Below are 14,917 nucleotides of genomic sequence, written 5' to 3'. Positions count from 1 at the left end.
GGATTGTGCCTCCTGGCAAGGAAATGACGGATGACTTCGCTGACCATCAGACCGGGTGGCATCGCACGGCCCAGGTGATGACGGCCGCCGGGTGCACCGTGCGCGGCCGCGAAGAAAACACAGGCATCGCGCGCTTCACCATGGATCGGCCCGGCCGATGCGCCCGAGGTGCGTGAAGGCGAAGCCCGCGGCGTACTTCAGGCCGTAGCCCAGTGCGCGGTCCAGCCCGATGTGGGTCAGCCAGATGAGGCCGCCGGCCACCGCCCACGGCAGGGCCGCGAACACGCCGAGCGCCAGCAGCAGCACCGGTCCGACGTACGAATGCGCCGCGTTGTACAGCGCCGCGCCCACGCGCGGGCCCGCGAGGTAGCCCAGCAGCGAGAGGTCGGGCGCCAGCAGCCAGAGCGCGAACACGCCCCAGCCCGCGCCGAACTGGGCGTAGGCGGCAAGGGCCACGCCGAGCACCACGGTGCCTTCGAGCCGCAGCAGCCCCCGCACGCCGCCCGTGGCGCCGAGGCTCTGTTCGCGAGACACCGTGGAACCGGCTTCGCCGGGCCACGGGTGTCGCCCCCTGGAAGAGGGTTGGCGAGGCGACACGAAGTGCGCGAAGACCGGGGGTGAGTCAAGTTCAGCCACGATGGCTCCAGCGGCGTCCGCCGCGGTCCATGAAGTCGCGCACCTTCTGCTGCTGGGCGGCGTTCAGGTGGTCGTAGAAGTCTGCCGCGGCCGCGATGATCTCGGGGCTGCCGTTGCGCACGGCGGCGGTCTTCTCGTCGACCAGTCGCGTGGCGCCGGCCTGGTCGAGCTTGTTGCCCGCGAACAGCGCCTTGAACTGCGAGCGCGGGTCGCCCGAGCCGCCTGCGCCGCGCATCGCTTCGCGCTGTGCCTGCAGCTTCTCGGCCAGCACGGTGAGCTTCTGCTTCTGGCTGGCGTCGAGCTCGAGTTTGCTGCCCACGCGCTCGACCATCTTCGCGCGGAACTCGGCGCTGTCGCCGCTCCAGCCGTGGCGTTGGCCGGCACAGCCGGCGATGCTGCCGGCCACCATGGCGGCGCCTGCGAAACCGAAGAGAGTGCGTTTGATCCAGTGCTTCATATCAAGTCCTTGATGTTGTCTTGTGAGGAGGAAGCTCGATGGTGCGAGGTGCGCCGGGCCAAGTCCTCTCGCCGGGGTATCGGCGTGTTTCGTTTGATTGCGACGGGCGTGGCAACCGCCGAGGGGCCGTTTACAGCCGGCTGCTCTTGGCGTTGATGGCCGCGGCGCGTGCGTCGACGGGGTTCTGCAGGGTCGAGATGACCTTGCTGTTCACGCGCGAGCCGGACGACACGTTCTGGTCGGGCGCAGCGGCGGCACGCACGGCTTCGGCGACGACGCGGTCGCGCTCCATCGACACGGCCATGGTCTCCGGGCCGCGCGAGCCGCGCACCACGTTCTGGTTGGGTGCCGACGCGGTACGCACGGCTTCGGCGTTCACATCGGCGCGGCTCTTGGCGGACACGGCGAGCTGCACGCCCTCGTAGCTTTCAGCCTTGGCGCCGGCGGCGGCGAGCATGGCGAACGAGCTGATCGCGATGATCTGGGAGAAGGAGACGGAGGTGGAGACGAACTTCATGATGCAGGCCTTTCTTTCGGGTTGGAAGAGAAGGCCTGATCGTGCTTGCGGGCGCCCCGCAAGTCCTTTCGCCGCGGTTGCGGCATGTATCGATTCTTTTCACTCGCCCGCCAGGGCGAGTAAAAACGCTCAGCCCGCCATGGCGGCGGCGGGGTCGTCGGACTCGAGCACGTGCTGGGCCCAGGCCTCGAGCTTGCCGGTGTCGGCGCGCAGCACTTCCTGCTTGACCGCGAGGATGCGCGAGGGATGCATCGAGAAGCTGCGCAGGCCCAGTCCCAGCAGCAGCCGCGTGAAGGCCACGTCGCCGGCCATCTCGCCGCACACCGACACGCCCTTGCCCTGGCGGCGGCACTCGGTGATGGTGTCGGCCACGAGGCGCAGCACGGCCGGATGCGCGGGGTCGTACAAATGCGCCACCGATTCGTCGGCACGGTCGATGGCCAGCGTGTACTGGATCAGGTCGTTGGTGCCGATCGACAGGAAGTCGAAGTGCTTCAGGAAGATGCGCAGCGTGAGCGCAGCCGCCGGAATCTCGATCATGGCGCCGAGCTTCACCTGGCCGTACACCGCGCCGCGGTTGTCGAGCTCGGTGCGCGCGAAGTCGATCAGCGACAGCGTCTGGCGGATCTCGCTGGCGTGCGCGAGCATGGGAATCAGCAGGTGGATCTCGCCGTGCGCGGCCGCGCGAAGAATGGCGCGCAGCTGCGTGAGGAACATGGCCGGGTCGGCCAGGCTCCAGCGGATGGCGCGCAGGCCGAGCGCGGGGTTCAGGTGCTCCTGCTTGTTGGACGACTTGCTGTCCAGCGGCTTGTCTGCCCCCACGTCGATGGTGCGGATGGTCACGGGCATGCCCTGCATACCCTCGACCGCCCGCTTGTAGGCCTGGTACTGCTCTTCCTCGTCGGGCAGCCGCGTCTGGCGCGTGGACGACTCGCGGCCCATGAAAAGGAACTCGCTGCGGAACAGGCCCACGCCCACGGCGCCGGCCTTGACGGCGCCCACGGTGTCTTCCGGCATCTCGATGTTGGCGAGCAGCTCGACACGCTGGCCGTCGAGCGTGACGGCGGGCTTGTGGCGCAGCCGCGCGAGCCGGCCGCGTTCGAGGTCGCCCTGGCGCTGCTTGAAGCCGTACTCGGCCAGGATGATCGGCGACGGGTCGACGATCACCACGCCGGCATCGCCGTCGATGATGACCCAGTCGTCCTGGCGCACCAGCTGGCTGGCGGTGCGCGCGCCGACCACGGCCGGAATGTCCATGCTGCGCGCGACGATGGCGGTGTGCGAGGTGCGCCCGCCCACGTCGGTCACGAAGCCGGCGAACACGCTCTTCTTGAACTGCAGCATGTCGGCCGGAGACAGGTCGTGTGCGATGAGCACCAGCGGCACGTCGATGCCGTCACCCGCGGTGGGGTCGTCCGCGTCGTCGTCCGTGGCGGCGGCGCGCTTGCGCCGCGGCGGGCTCGGCGCGAGCACGGCGGCCGTACCCTTCATGCGGTGCAGCAGGCGCTCGACCACCTGTTCGAGGTCGGCCTTGCGTTCGCGCAGGTAGGCGTCTTCCATCTCGTCGAACTGGCGCGCGATGATTTCCAGCTGCGTGGTCAGCGCCCATTCGGCGTTGTAGAGCCGCTCGCTGATCCAGTGTTTCACGCCGGTGCTGAGGGCCTCGTCCTGCAGCAGCATCTGGTGCACCTCGAGCAGCGCGGACAGTTCGTGCGGCGCGTCGTTCGGGCCCATCAGCGCGACATTGGCCTGCAGCTTGATGAGCTCGTCGGCCACCGCGTTGCGCGCGGTGCGCACGCGGTCGATCTCGGTCTCGATTTCTTCGGGCTTGATGAAGTAGTGGGCCACGTCGATGCGGCTCGACACCACCAGCACCGCGCGCCCGATGGCAATGCCACGGGCAACGGGAAGGCCGTGGACTGCGAAGGTCATGGGAGAGTCCTTATTCGCCTTCGCCGAACTTGTCGTCCATCAAGTGGACGATGGCGTTCATCGCTTCTTCTTCCTGCGGGCCGTTGGTTTCGAGCTCCACCGTGGAGCCGAGCCCGGCGGCCAGCATCATCACGCCCATGATGCTCTTGGCGTTGATGCGGCGGTCGCCGCGCGAGAGCCACACCTCGCAGGGAAAGCTGCCTGCGAGCTTGGTCAGCTTGGCCGATGCGCGTGCGTGCAGGCCCAGCTTATTGCTGATGGTCACGGATTTCTTGATCACTGTGCTTTCTCTTCGCCTGGTTCTGGGGAGCCGCCACCGCCACCTGCATGACGCCCGCGGTGCCACCCGCGAGGGCGCGCTGCACCAGCGTCTCCAGCGGCTCGTGCCGGTAGGTGACCGCGCGCAGCAGCATCGGCAGGTTGACCCCCGCCACCAGCCGCGAACGGGCGCCGTCCACGAGTTTTTGCGCCACGTTGCAGGGCGTGGCGCCGAACACGTCGGCCAGCACCAGCGCCTGCGAGCGCGGTGCGCGCAGCTGCTGCTCGAGCGTGATGCGCGCGGCGGCCAGCGTTTCCTCGGGCGACACGTTGGGCAGCACGTCGAGCGCGACGATGGCGTGTTCGCAATCGGGGAACACATGCAGCGCACACTGCCGCAGCGCATGGGCGAACGGTGAGTGGGCGATGATGAGAATGCTGTTCATGCGGGACGGAGGACGACGCGTCGATTATGCGGGGCCGCCCAGGGTAAGTAGATATGTGACACAACGCGCCAGCCCGGAAAAGCGGACAGTGTTGCTCCCGTACCCACGCAAAGCGCCGCCTTCATGGCAGGCGCAGGCCCTCGAAGAAGGTCTTGGACGCTTCGTCCGAGGAGGGCGTCCCCAGCACGGTGGCCTGGTAGAGCGCCACGGTGCCGTCCTTTTGCGACTGGGCGAACCAGAGGATCTGCACGGGTGCGGCACCCTGCTTGCGCCCGTCGAGCCGCAGCGGAGCAGGCGTGGCCGTTGCGCGTTGCAGCGCTGCGGGAGCTTCCGTCACCTGCGCCTCGCCCGCTCCCTCCAATTGGCCGCGCGTGGCGGTGCGCCAGGCGTTGAGCCACGCCTCGGCCTGCACCGGGCCGTTGGCCGACGCATGGGCGATGGCAAAGGTGGCGCCGCCAGCGTCACAGCCCGTCATGTCGACCTGTACCGATTCGGCGCCCAGCGGCAGCGCGCGGTTCGCGCGGTCGGCCTTGCAGGGCAGCAGCGCGATCAGGCCGGCTTCGGCAATGGACACCTCGCGCCAGTTGAAGGTGGGGCTGCAGGCGGCAACCAGGACTGCGATGGCCAGCGCGAGCCAGGAGCGGGGGACGGACGACGGCATGGGGGAGCGATTATCGAGCCGCAAGGCCCTGCCGAGGGGCACCGTGGCGTCGCCAGCACGAATCGGGCGGGCGGAACTAAAATCGCGCCGCCCTTCTCATCTGTAAAGCCATGAAGAAATACATCGCCGCTGCCTCCGTCGTCCTCGCGCTGGCCGTTGGCGTGGGTGTGTACTTCGGCTCCGGCGCCACCGCCGCGCCGGCCTCGACCTTCGTGCTGCTCGACGGCACGCAAAAGAGCACCGCGGACCTGAAGGGCAAGGTCACCCTGGTCAACTTCTGGGCCACGAGCTGCGTGACCTGTGTCGGCGAAATGCCCAAGGTGATCGCCACCTACGACAAGTACAAGGCACAGGGCTACGACACCCTGGCCGTGGCCATGAGCTACGACCCGCCGAGCTACGTCGTCAACTTCGCCGAAACGCGCAAGCTGCCGTTCAAGGTGGCGATCGACAACACCGGCAGCGTGGCGCAGGCCTGGGGCGACGTGAAGCTCACGCCCACCACCTACCTGGTCAACAAGCGCGGCGAGATCGTGAAGCGCTATGTGGGCGAGCCGGACTTTGCCGAACTGCACAAGCTGATCGAAAAGCTGCTGGCCGAAGCCTGACGCGGACTGCGCGCAGGCGCTTTTCCGTTCGAAGGGCTGCACTAGCAACAACCCCGATCAGCGTGCGGCCCGGACTTTGCTAACCTGCGCCTTCCGCCGCATCGGCCCCTGGGGCCCCTTCTTCGATGACAGACTCTTTCGTGGCCGCATGAGCTTTTCCGTCTCGCGCCCCCTGCCGCTGTCGGCCATGCCGGCAGTTGTGCTGCTCGCGCCTGAAGAAGCGCACGAGTTCGACGCCACGCGCGCGATCTTTCGCGACTACGCCGCCTCGCTGGGCATCGACCTGGGATTCCAGGATTTCGACGGCGAACTGGCCGGCCTGCCTGGCAACTACGCCGAACCGCGGGGCATGCTGTTGCTGGCGTTGGTCGATCCCGCCAATGTGAAGGAAGAAACCGGCCGCCAGACGCCAACGCTCCGGCGCGCCGATGGCACGCTGGCGCACGTGGCGGGATGCTGCGCGCTGCGTCCGCTGGACAACGCGGACTACGCGAACGCCGCGGAAATGAAGCGCCTCTACGTGCGCCCCGGTTTCCGCGGGCTTGGCCTGGGCCGGCAGCTGGCCGAGGCCATCCTGGACGCCGCACGCGGCGCGGGCTACGGCTGCGTGCTGCTCGACACCCTCGACGACATGGAGTCGGCGCGGGCCCTCTACGAAGACCTGGGCTTTGCGGAGGTGCCGCCCTACTATCACAACCCCGTCGCCGGGGCGCACTACCTGAAGGCGGATCTCTAGCCGGGCTCAGCCGCGGGCTTGCGCCAGCAGCGTTTCGGCGTCGCTGACTTCGAACTTGCCCGGGCCTTCGACGTTGAGCGTGGCGACCTTGCCGTCTTTCACGAGCATCGAATAGCGGTTGCTGCGCACGCCCATGCCGCGCGCGGTCAGGTCGAGCGTCAGGCCGGTGGCCTTGGCGAAGTCGGCGCTGCCGTCGCCCAGCATGCGCACCTTGCTGCCGGTCTTCTGGTCGCGTGCCCACGCACCCATCACGAAAGCGTCATTCACGCTCACGCACCAGATCTCGTCCACGCCGGCGGCCTTGAAGTCGTCGAAGTGCTGCACATAGCCCGGCACGTGCTTGGCCGAGCAGGTCGGCGTGAAGGCGCCAGGCAGGGCGAACAGCGCGATCGTCTTGCCGGCCGATGCCTTGGTCACGTCCACGGCGTTCGGGCCGATGCTGCAGCCCTCTCCCTCGACTTCGGAATATTCCTGCAGGGTGGCCGAGGGAAGGGTGTCGCCGACTTTGATCATGTGAGTGCTCCGGAAAAAGAAAAACGGCCCACATTGTGGGCCGTTTTCGGATGGGCTGTCTCGAGCCGGGTATCTGATCGGTCAGACCAGAACGGCCTTCTCGACCAGACGGGTCACAACCCAGTTCTTGGTCTTCGAGATCGGACGGCTTTCCGTGATCTCGATGGTGTCGCCCAGCTTGTACTGACCATTTTCGTCATGGGCGTGGTACTTGCTCGTCTTGGCCACGATCTTGCCGTAGAGCTCGTGCTTCACACGGCGCTCGACCAGCACGGTCACGGTCTTGGCACGCTTGTCGCTGACCACCTTGCCAATCAAGGTGCGCTTGAGGGATTTTTTAGGTTCCGTCATGTTCATTCCTTATTTGGCGGCGGCGGTTTCTTGCTGCTTCTGCGCAAGAATGGTCTTGGCGCGCGCGATGTCGCGGCGCGTCACGCGCAGCGTCGAGGTGTTCGACAGCTGTTGCGTGGCTTTTTGCATGCGCAGGCCGAAATGGGCCTTTTGCAGTTCCTTGACTTCGGTCTTCAGCGCGTCGACATCTTTCGTGCGCAGCGTTGCAGCCTTGGTCACCTTGGCCGGAGCCACGGTTTCTTTTTTCTTACGGGTTGCCATGGGTGTTCTCCTCTCAGGCGCCGAGCTGGCGAGCGACGAACGTCGTGCGCAGCGGAAGCTTGGCGGCCGCCAGGCGGAACGCTTCGCGGGCGAGTTCTTCGGGCACGCCGACGATCTCGAACACGATCTTGCCAGGCTGGATTTCAGCGACGTAGTACTCGGGGTTGCCCTTGCCGTTACCCATCCGCACTTCAGCGGGCTTGGTAGAGATGGGCTTGTCCGGGAACACGCGGATCCAGATACGGCCACCGCGCTTCACGTGACGCGAAATCGCGCGACGAGCGGCTTCGATCTGGCGTGCCGTGAGGCGGCCGCGATCGGTGCATTTGAGACCGAAATCACCGAACGCAACCGAGTTACCCGTGGTTGCGACGCCGGTGTTGCGGCCCTTTTGTTCCTTGCGGAACTTTCTGCGTGCAGGTTGCAGCATGTTTTATTACTCCGTGAGGGCCCCAGGCGCTTTCGCGCCCGGGAGCGACCGATTACTCGGTCTTGGCACCGTCCGCTGCTGCAGCGGGCGCGGCTTTGCGGACGCGCTTAACGGCGGGTTTCGAGTCACCGGCACCGCCGGTTGCTTCTGCGGGCTTGTCGCTGCCATCGGCGGGAGCGGTGTTGCCACCGATCGGGCCGCGGGCACCGGCGCGGGGGCCGGAGCTGGGACCACGACGGTCGCCACCCGGACGGTCGCCAGGGCGACCATCACGGCGGGGACCACGCGGACGACGTTCTTCTTCGGGACGCGGCGTTTCGACGGCCGGCAGGTCGTTACGACCCAGCGTGTCACCCTTGTAGACCCAGACCTTGACGCCGATGACGCCGTACGTGGTCTTGGCTTCCGAGGTGCCGTAGTCGATGTCGGCGCGCAGCGTGTGAAGCGGCACGCGACCTTCGCGGTACCACTCGCAACGAGCGATTTCGATACCGTTCAGGCGACCCGACGACATGATCTTGATGCCCAGGGCACCCAGACGCATGGCGTTTTGCATGGCGCGCTTCATGGCACGGCGGAACATGATCCGCTTTTCGAGCTGTTGCGTGATGCTGTCGGCGATCAGCTGCGCATCGATTTCGGGCTTGCGCACTTCTTCGATGTTCACTGCCACCGGCACGCCGAGCTGCTTGCCCAGTTCGCGCTTGAGGTTCTCGATGTCTTCACCCTTCTTGCCGATCACGACGCCCGGACGTGCCGAGTAGATCGTGATGCGTGCATTCTTGGCGGGACGTTCGATCATGACGCGCGACACCGAAGCGTTCTTCAGCTTCTTCTTCAGGTATTCGCGAACCTTGATGTCTTCGGCCAGCATGCCCGCGAAATCGCGGTCGCTTGCGTACCAGCGGCTGGACCAGTTACGGGTAACCGCAAGGCGGAACCCGGTTGGGTGGATTTTCTGTCCCATATTTCTTCCAGGCCTTCTTAGTTGCCAACCGTCACGTACACATGGCACGTGGGCTTGCTGATGCGATTGCCGCGACCCTTAGCCCGCGCGGTGAAGCGCTTGAGCGTTGCACCTTGCTCGACGTAGATGGTCTTGACCTTCAGCTCGTCGATGTCGGCACCGTCGTTGTGCTCGGCGTTGGCGATAGCCGACTCCAGCACCTTCTTGATGATCACAGCGGCCTTTTTCTGCGTGAACTGCAGAACGTTGAGCGCTTGATCGACCTTCTTGCCGCGGATCAGGTCCGCGACCAGACGGCCCTTGTCGACCGACAGGCGGACACCGCGGAGGACTGCACGTGTTTCAGACATGGTCGTTCCTTACTTCTTCTGGACTTTTTTGTCCGCGGGGTGCCCCTTGAACGTGCGCGTGAGCGCAAATTCGCCGAGCTTGTGGCCGACCATCTGGTCGGTGATGTACACGGGCACGTGTTGCTTGCCGTTGTGCACAGCGATGGTCAGACCGATGAATTCGGGCAGGACCATCGAGCGGCGCGACCAGGTCTTGATCGGCTTCTTGTCCTTGGTCGTCACGGCCTTGTCGGCCTTGGCCACCAGGTGGTGGTCGACGAAAGGACCCTTTTTGAGAGAGCGAGTCATTGGCTATCCCTTACTTCTTGCGACGCGACACGATGAAGACCTGCGTGCGCTTGTTGTTACGGGTGCGATAGCCCTTGGTCAGATTGCCCCATGGGTCGACAGGATGGCGGCCTTCGCCAGTCTTGCCTTCGCCGCCACCGTGCGGGTGGTCGACCGGGTTCATCACGACGCCGCGAACGGTCGGGCGAATGCCCTTCCAGCGCTTGGCGCCTGCCTTGCCGAGTTGGCGCAGGCTGTGCTCTTCGTTGGCCACTTCGCCGATGGTTGCGCGGCATTCGATGTGGATGCGACGCACCTCACCCGAACGCATGCGGACCTGGGCGTAGACGCCTTCGCGAGCCAGCAGCGTGGCCGACGTGCCGGCGGAACGCGCGATCTGCGCGCCCTTGCCGGGTTGCAGTTCGATGCAGTGGATCGTCGAGCCGACCGGAATGTTGCGGATCGGCAGGGTGTTGCCGGCGCGGATCGGGGCTTCGGCGCCCGACAGCAGCGTTGCACCGGCTTCAAGACCGCGCGGGGCGATGATGTAGCGGCGCTCGCCGTCGGCGTAGCAGACCAGAGCGATGTGAGCGGTGCGGTTCGGGTCGTACTCGATGCGTTCGACCTTGGCCGGGATGCCGTCCTTGTTGCGCACGAAGTCGACAACGCGGTAGTGGTGCTTGGAACCACCGCCACGGTGACGGATCGTGATGTGACCGTTGTTGTTACGGCCGGCCTTCTGGAACTGGGGTTCCAGCAGGGCTGCGTGAGGAGCACCCTTGAACAGGTGATCACGCGAAATCTTCACCGCGCCGCGTTGGCCCGGCGAAGTGGGTTTCATCTTGATGACGGCCATGATTAAGCGCCTTCCCCGACGAGGTTGAGCTCTTGACCCGGCTTCAGCGTCACATAGGCCTTGCGAACGTTGTCGCGGCGGCCGATGGACTTGCCAAAGCGCTTGGTCTTGCCCTTGGTGTTGAGCACCGACACGCCCTGGACTTCGACCTTGAACATCAGTTCAACAGCGGCCTTGATCTCGGGCTTGGTGGCGTCTTGCAGCACCTTGAAAGTGACAGCGTTCGACTTCTCGCCGACCATCGTGGCCTTTTCGGACACGATCGGGGCGACCAGCACCGCCATCAGGCGGCCTTCTTCGAACGTACGTTCAGCGGCGGTAGGGTTCACGCGGCTCATGCGAACATCTCCTTGAGCTTGTCGACGGCACCCTTGGTGACCAGCACCTTCTTGTAGTGAACCAGCGACACCGGATCGGCGTAACGGGGTTCGACCACGAGGATGTTGACCAGATTGCGCGAGGCAAGGTACAGGTTTTCGTCGACTTCTTCGGCGATCACGAGCACGGACTCGAGATTCATTGCCTTGAAACGGGCTGCCAGCGGCTTCGTCTTGGGCGAATCCACGGTCAGCGAATCCACCACGGCCAGACGGCCTTCGCGAGCGAGCTGCGAGAAGATGGCGGCCATGCCGGCGCGGTACATCTTCTTGTTGATCTTTTGCGAGAAGTTTTCGTCAGGCATGTTCGGGAAGATCCGGCCACCCCCGCGCCACAGCGGCGAGGACGTCATACCGGCACGGGCGCGGCCCGTTCCCTTTTGCTTGAAAGGCTTCTTGGTCGAGTGCTTGACCTGCTCGCGGTCCTTCTGGGCGCGCGTGCCTTGGCGGGCGTTGGCCTGGAATGCAACGACGATCTGGTGAACCAGGTCTTCGTTGTAGTCACGGCCGAACACGGTCTCGGGGGCGTCGTACTTCGACGCGGCCTGGCCTTGTTCGTTCAGGAGTTCGAGTTCCATTACTTCGCTCCTTCAGCCGCTTGCGGCTTGGCCTTGATGGCGGGACGCACGGTGACGAAGCCACCCTTCGAACCCGGAATCGCGCCCTTGATGAGCAGCAGTTGACGCGCTTCGTCGATGCGGAACACGTCGAGGTTTTGCGTCGTGCGGGTGACGTCGCCGAGGTGGCCCGTCATGCGCTTGCCGGGGAACACGCGACCGGGGTCTTGTGCCATGCCGATCGAGCCAGGAACGTTGTGCGAACGGCTGTTACCGTGCGACGCGCGTTGCGAGCTCATGTTGTGACGCTTGATCGTGCCTGCGAAACCCTTGCCGATGGAAGTGCCTTGCACGTCCACCTTCTGGCCCACGGAAAACACGCTGCTCGCAGCAATCACGCCGCCAGCCTTGTGCTGACCTGCGGTATCTGCGGTGACGCGGAATTCCTGGATGATTTCGCCAGCTTCGACACCTGCTTTGGCAAGGTGGCCGGCTTGGGGCTTGGTCACGCGCGATGCTTTGCGCGAACCGAACGTCACCTGCAGGGCGACGTAGCCATCGGTCTCTTGGGACTTGATCTGGGTCACACGGTTGTTGGACACATCCACCACCGTGACAGGAACTGCGTCCCCGTCATCGGTGAAGAGACGCATCATCCCCACCTTGCGGCCCAGCAACCCGAGGGAGTTGCTCAGACTCATATGTTTTCTCCAAAAATGGAAATCCTCTTCCGCCACTGCCACTTCAATTGGCAACAGCGTTTGCCAGATTTCTCCGGCTACGGAAGAAGGTTGATAAATCTCCGCCAACACAACATCCTTGCGGACGCAACATGGGCAGAGCCAGCGATTATAGCCCGCGATGCGGGCGCGGTGCAAGTACCGCCATTGCGTCTGTTTGGCAGGCGCGAAGACCCCGTTTCAGGACTATCTGGCGGGCTCTTTGGGCTCTTTTGGCTCTTTGGCGGGCAGCGAGATGATCTTTTCACCGTCCGCCGACGACTTCATGTCGCCTGTTGACTTGGTCGCCGGGGTGCCAGAACCGGTCTGCACGGGAATCGCCACGATGCTCATGGCCCCGTTCTGCGTCACGAAGACGTTCAAGTAGGCGAGGCCTTCGCGGCTGCTCGTCACCGTTGCGGTGGCATTCGTGCGCTGGCCGGCCGGCAGCACCAGCCTGCTGTTCGTCGCCAGCGCGAGGCCGGCATCGGTGGTCAGTTGCACCGTGGCTCCGGCCGGATCGGTCACGCCGTCGAACTGCAGGTAGACCGAAACCGGCCGGCCGGCCTGGGCCACGCCCTCGACCCGGTACTGGATCGCCACGCCCGAATCATTCGCTTTGCGCACCGCGACTGTCATGGGCGCATGAGAAGCCGATGCCACATGCTTGCCCACGCGCGGCGCCGGCACGCCGTCCGCAAGAGCGGACGCGGGCGCGACCGCGAGCGTCAGCCACGCCGCCGCGACGATCATCGAGCTGGGACGGAGATTCATGGCGGCCCCCATTGCTATTGGATGGTCACGCCGAAACAGGTGTTCGCGGCGGAGTTGTTGAGGTCGTTGATCGCCAGCACATAGGCACCCGCCGACAGGTTGACCGAGCCAGGATTGCGGCTGACCACGCCCCCTTGGTAGATCGCCGCATTGGCACTGGCCCCCGCTGGCGGCGTGATCCCGAACTGGTACGAGCGACTGGTCGGCACAGAGAAAGTCAGGTAGGCAAAGCTGCCGAGCTTGTTGCCGTCGCGCCTCGGATCCGCGGCGTTCGTCACGCAAGCCTGGGTGCTCGCGCCGCCGATGGCAGCCGCCTTGTACATCGGCACCGCGATCGAGACGCCGCCGTTGTTACCTTCCTGATTGCCATAGGCATCGTTGGCGGCCGCGCTGATGTTCTGCCCCGTCAGCAAGGAGGCGAGCACCGATGCGCTACCGGGCGACGTCACGTTGAAGACCGCGGTGAAAGGGTGGATCGACGTGACCGGCACACCGCCGCGGAACAGGGCGCTGGTCATCGCGTCGTGGATCGGCTTGAACCCGACCTGCTGGTTGAGGTTCCAGAAGATCGACTGGATCGAGGTCTCACGAAACCAGCCTGGATCGGACGACGGCCCCTTCGAAAGATCGAGATTCGTCCCCTGCGATTGGCCGGGGCCACCCGAATCGACATAGTTGCTCCGCCCGAGCGCGATGCCCGACCAGGCGTTGCCCCAGCCTTCGGAGAAGGCAAGCCGCCGATCGACCAGGTCGTTTGTGGCGTGCTCGCCGCCTGTCGAATCGTCGCGACTGAAGGAGGCCTGGTAGTAGTGCCCCCACTCGTGAGCGACCACTGGCGTATCGAATTCGTCGGTGTCCACGTTTTCCTTGCCGAGCACATAGATCTCGGCGCCCGAACTCCGGGCGATGAAGAACGTGGTGCCGATCTGCCCCAGCGCGACGCTGCCGGACGCATTCGTGTTGTTGACGCTCCAGAACACTTTCAGCGCAGGAAACGCCGTCGCCGGCGCCACCGACACCGCCTTCTGCATCGCGGTGTAGACCGTGTCCATCACCGCGAACGGCCCGGACACGCGCTCGCTCGTGTAGCTCGAGCCGCCCCAACCGCTGCCGGCGCGCACGTCGCGGGTCAACGCCGCGGCTCCCGTCGAGAACGCAGACGACTGCATGGAATAGATCGCGTTGGAGCGGGTGTTGTCGCGCACCGTGACATCCCAACTCGCGCCGGGCCCCGGACGCGTCAGTTGGGCACGCACGCGTACGACGACGCTCGTGTTGCCGGGAACACTCACGGCGTAGCCTCCGCTATCGTCCGTCGAGGTCACGACCAACTGGTTGCCACTGGCGTCGAGCACTTCGACATAGGCGCCGCGCACCGGCTTGGCAGTGATGTCGGCGTACTGAAGGGCGCCGCTTGCGTTGGGAACCGACTCGTAGGTCGCCGTTCCGCTCAAAGTGACAGGGCTTGTCGACGGAGCCACGACGGCGGGCAGGAAGGGAATCCCGCCGCCGCCTCCGCCGCCGCCCCCTCCACACGCAGTCAGCAAGACCGTGGCGGCAAGGCACGCCACGATTCCCGACACAAAAGAGAACTTTTGCCTCATAGCTTGTGCGGCCCTCATTTCAGCCCCGGCAAATGCGTTGAAGAATACCGGTGCGCGAGGATGCCACAGCCACACGACAAAAGACAAAGCCCGCCTGCATTTCTGCAGGCGGGCTTTGTCAGGATACGACGCGAGGTCGGATTACTGCAGCTTGATCTCGACGTCCACGCCAGCCGGCAGGTCGAGCTTCATCAGCGCGTCCACGGTCTTGTCGGTCGGATCGACGATGTCCATCAGGCGCTGGTGCGTGCGAATTTCCAGCTGGTCGCGCGACGTCTTGTTGACGTGCGGCGAACGCAGGATGTCGAAACGCTTCATGCGGGTCGGCAGGGGCACCGGGCCCTTGACGATCGCGCCGGTGCGCTTGGCGGTGTCCACGATTTCAGCGGCCGATTGGTCGATCAGCTTGTAGTCGAACGCCTTCAGGCGAATGCGGATTTTTTGCTTGGTTGCCATGATGATTCCTTTGCGTTCGGCTTAGATGTCGAGGATCTTGGCCACGACGCCCGAACCCACGGTACGGCCGCCTTCACGGATGGCGAAGCGCAGGCCTTCTTCCATCGCGATCGGGTTGATCAGCTTCACGGTGATGCTGACGTTGTCGCCAGGCATGACCATTTCCTTGTCCTTGGGCAGCTCG

At 65.1% G+C, this 14,917-nt stretch carries 24 protein-coding genes; 2 read left to right on the top strand and 22 right to left on the bottom strand.

From position 1 onward, the window contains the following. Positions 1 to 135: 135 nt before the first annotated feature. The 7 genes from ACSFBM_RS28055 to ACSFBM_RS28025 all read right to left on the bottom strand — a co-directional run bounded on the left by ACSFBM_RS28055 (position 136) and on the right by ACSFBM_RS28025 (position 4,907). The gene (locus tag ACSFBM_RS28055; RefSeq protein ID WP_435487323.1) at positions 136 to 534 is read right to left on the bottom strand and encodes a DUF4260 domain-containing protein; all 399 of its coding nucleotides are present in this window, start codon (positions 532 to 534) and stop codon (positions 136 to 138) included. Positions 535 to 628: 94 nt separating this feature from the next. Beyond that, positions 629 to 1,093 carry a Spy/CpxP family protein refolding chaperone gene (locus ACSFBM_RS28050; RefSeq protein WP_435487322.1) on the bottom strand — a complete coding sequence of 155 codons (465 nt, stop codon included), beginning with the start codon at positions 1,091 to 1,093 and terminating at the stop codon, positions 629 to 631. Between the two features lie 130 nt (positions 1,094 to 1,223). Then, positions 1,224 to 1,610 carry a DUF4148 domain-containing protein gene (locus ACSFBM_RS28045; RefSeq protein ID WP_435487321.1) on the bottom strand — a complete coding sequence of 129 codons (387 nt, stop codon included), beginning with the start codon at positions 1,608 to 1,610 and terminating at the stop codon, positions 1,224 to 1,226. 129 nt (positions 1,611 to 1,739) lie between these two features. Beyond that, positions 1,740 to 3,542, bottom strand: a complete 1,803-nt coding sequence (ptsP, locus tag ACSFBM_RS28040) for a phosphoenolpyruvate--protein phosphotransferase (RefSeq protein ID WP_435437680.1) — start codon at positions 3,540 to 3,542, stop codon at positions 1,740 to 1,742. A gap of 10 nt (positions 3,543 to 3,552) precedes the next feature. Continuing rightward, positions 3,553 to 3,822, bottom strand: a complete 270-nt coding sequence (locus tag ACSFBM_RS28035; protein ID WP_081266134.1) for an HPr family phosphocarrier protein — start codon at positions 3,820 to 3,822, stop codon at positions 3,553 to 3,555. After that, positions 3,791 to 4,246 carry a PTS sugar transporter subunit IIA gene (locus ACSFBM_RS28030; RefSeq protein WP_435487320.1) on the bottom strand — a complete coding sequence of 152 codons (456 nt, stop codon included), beginning with the start codon at positions 4,244 to 4,246 and terminating at the stop codon, positions 3,791 to 3,793. Before ACSFBM_RS28030 ends, ACSFBM_RS28035 begins: the two co-directional genes overlap by 32 nt. 121 nt (positions 4,247 to 4,367) lie before the next feature. Then, on the bottom strand, positions 4,368 to 4,907 hold the full coding sequence (locus ACSFBM_RS28025; protein ID WP_435487319.1) for a hypothetical protein: 540 nt from the start codon (positions 4,905 to 4,907) through the stop codon (positions 4,368 to 4,370). A 110-nt stretch (positions 4,908 to 5,017) separates the two neighbouring features. On the opposite strand from ACSFBM_RS28025, the gene ACSFBM_RS28020 reads away from it, so the two are divergent. Both ACSFBM_RS28020 and ACSFBM_RS28015 read left to right on the top strand, forming a co-directional pair. Further along, positions 5,018 to 5,515 (top strand): TlpA disulfide reductase family protein, encoded by a 498-nt coding sequence (locus ACSFBM_RS28020; protein WP_435437677.1) that lies wholly within the window; start codon positions 5,018 to 5,020, stop codon positions 5,513 to 5,515. A 148-nt stretch (positions 5,516 to 5,663) separates the two neighbouring features. Then, positions 5,664 to 6,251, top strand: coding sequence for a GNAT family N-acetyltransferase (locus ACSFBM_RS28015; protein ID WP_435487318.1), 588 nt, complete (start codon positions 5,664 to 5,666; stop codon positions 6,249 to 6,251). Positions 6,252 to 6,257: 6 nt separating this feature from the next. Here the strand turns inward: ACSFBM_RS28015 and ACSFBM_RS28010 are convergent, their stop codons facing one another. The 15 genes from ACSFBM_RS28010 to ACSFBM_RS27940 all read right to left on the bottom strand — a co-directional run. Beyond that, positions 6,258 to 6,764, bottom strand: a complete 507-nt coding sequence (locus tag ACSFBM_RS28010; RefSeq protein ID WP_435487317.1) for a peroxiredoxin — start codon at positions 6,762 to 6,764, stop codon at positions 6,258 to 6,260. Positions 6,765 to 6,845: 81 nt separating this feature from the next. After that, a complete protein-coding gene (rpsQ, locus tag ACSFBM_RS28005; protein WP_435437674.1) occupies positions 6,846 to 7,115 on the bottom strand; it encodes a 30S ribosomal protein S17 in 270 nt (89 codons plus the stop codon). 9 nt (positions 7,116 to 7,124) lie between these two features. Next, positions 7,125 to 7,334, bottom strand: coding sequence for a 50S ribosomal protein L29 (gene rpmC, locus ACSFBM_RS28000; RefSeq protein WP_435437713.1), 210 nt, complete (start codon positions 7,332 to 7,334; stop codon positions 7,125 to 7,127). Between the two features lie 55 nt (positions 7,335 to 7,389). Then, on the bottom strand, positions 7,390 to 7,806 hold the full coding sequence (gene rplP, locus ACSFBM_RS27995; RefSeq protein WP_093136308.1) for a 50S ribosomal protein L16: 417 nt from the start codon (positions 7,804 to 7,806) through the stop codon (positions 7,390 to 7,392). Between the two features lie 52 nt (positions 7,807 to 7,858). Next, positions 7,859 to 8,773, bottom strand: coding sequence for a 30S ribosomal protein S3 (gene rpsC, locus ACSFBM_RS27990; protein ID WP_435437673.1), 915 nt, complete (start codon positions 8,771 to 8,773; stop codon positions 7,859 to 7,861). A 17-nt stretch (positions 8,774 to 8,790) separates the two neighbouring features. Further along, positions 8,791 to 9,123, bottom strand: coding sequence for a 50S ribosomal protein L22 (gene rplV / locus ACSFBM_RS27985; protein WP_007838134.1), 333 nt, complete (start codon positions 9,121 to 9,123; stop codon positions 8,791 to 8,793). A gap of 9 nt (positions 9,124 to 9,132) precedes the next feature. Continuing rightward, positions 9,133 to 9,411, bottom strand: a complete 279-nt coding sequence (rpsS, locus tag ACSFBM_RS27980; RefSeq protein ID WP_007838132.1) for a 30S ribosomal protein S19 — start codon at positions 9,409 to 9,411, stop codon at positions 9,133 to 9,135. 10 nt (positions 9,412 to 9,421) lie between these two features. Beyond that, on the bottom strand, positions 9,422 to 10,246 hold the full coding sequence (gene rplB / locus ACSFBM_RS27975) for a 50S ribosomal protein L2 (RefSeq protein ID WP_093057772.1): 825 nt from the start codon (positions 10,244 to 10,246) through the stop codon (positions 9,422 to 9,424). 2 nt (positions 10,247 to 10,248) lie between these two features. Then, positions 10,249 to 10,584 (bottom strand): 50S ribosomal protein L23, encoded by a 336-nt coding sequence (rplW, locus tag ACSFBM_RS27970; protein WP_007838129.1) that lies wholly within the window; start codon positions 10,582 to 10,584, stop codon positions 10,249 to 10,251. Then, the gene (rplD, locus tag ACSFBM_RS27965) at positions 10,581 to 11,201 is read right to left on the bottom strand and encodes a 50S ribosomal protein L4 (RefSeq protein ID WP_093218836.1); all 621 of its coding nucleotides are present in this window, start codon (positions 11,199 to 11,201) and stop codon (positions 10,581 to 10,583) included. Before rplD ends, rplW begins: the two co-directional genes overlap by 4 nt. Next, the gene (rplC, locus tag ACSFBM_RS27960) at positions 11,201 to 11,881 is read right to left on the bottom strand and encodes a 50S ribosomal protein L3 (protein ID WP_116913568.1); all 681 of its coding nucleotides are present in this window, start codon (positions 11,879 to 11,881) and stop codon (positions 11,201 to 11,203) included. Before rplC ends, rplD begins: the two co-directional genes overlap by 1 nt. Before the next feature lie 225 nt (positions 11,882 to 12,106). Next, complete coding sequence (locus ACSFBM_RS27955; RefSeq protein ID WP_435487316.1) at positions 12,107 to 12,673, bottom strand: hypothetical protein; 567 nt, start codon at positions 12,671 to 12,673, stop codon at positions 12,107 to 12,109. Positions 12,674 to 12,687: 14 nt separating this feature from the next. Further along, positions 12,688 to 14,277: a hypothetical protein gene (locus ACSFBM_RS27950; RefSeq protein ID WP_435487315.1), complete on the bottom strand. Its 1,590-nt coding sequence runs from the start codon at positions 14,275 to 14,277 to the stop codon at positions 12,688 to 12,690. Positions 14,278 to 14,418: 141 nt separating this feature from the next. After that, positions 14,419 to 14,733: a 30S ribosomal protein S10 gene (gene rpsJ, locus ACSFBM_RS27945; RefSeq protein WP_007838118.1), complete on the bottom strand. Its 315-nt coding sequence runs from the start codon at positions 14,731 to 14,733 to the stop codon at positions 14,419 to 14,421. 21 nt (positions 14,734 to 14,754) lie between these two features. Beyond that, on the bottom strand, positions 14,755 to 14,917 hold a 163-nt coding region (locus tag ACSFBM_RS27940), incomplete at its 5' end, for an EF-Tu C-terminal domain-related protein (RefSeq protein WP_475545044.1).

This window comes from Variovorax pasteuri (assembly GCF_051216435.1).
GTDB lineage: Bacteria > Pseudomonadota > Gammaproteobacteria > Burkholderiales > Burkholderiaceae_C > Variovorax.
The sequence above is the reverse complement of the archived record's forward strand: the minus strand, read 5'-3'. Positions and strand labels throughout refer to the sequence as shown.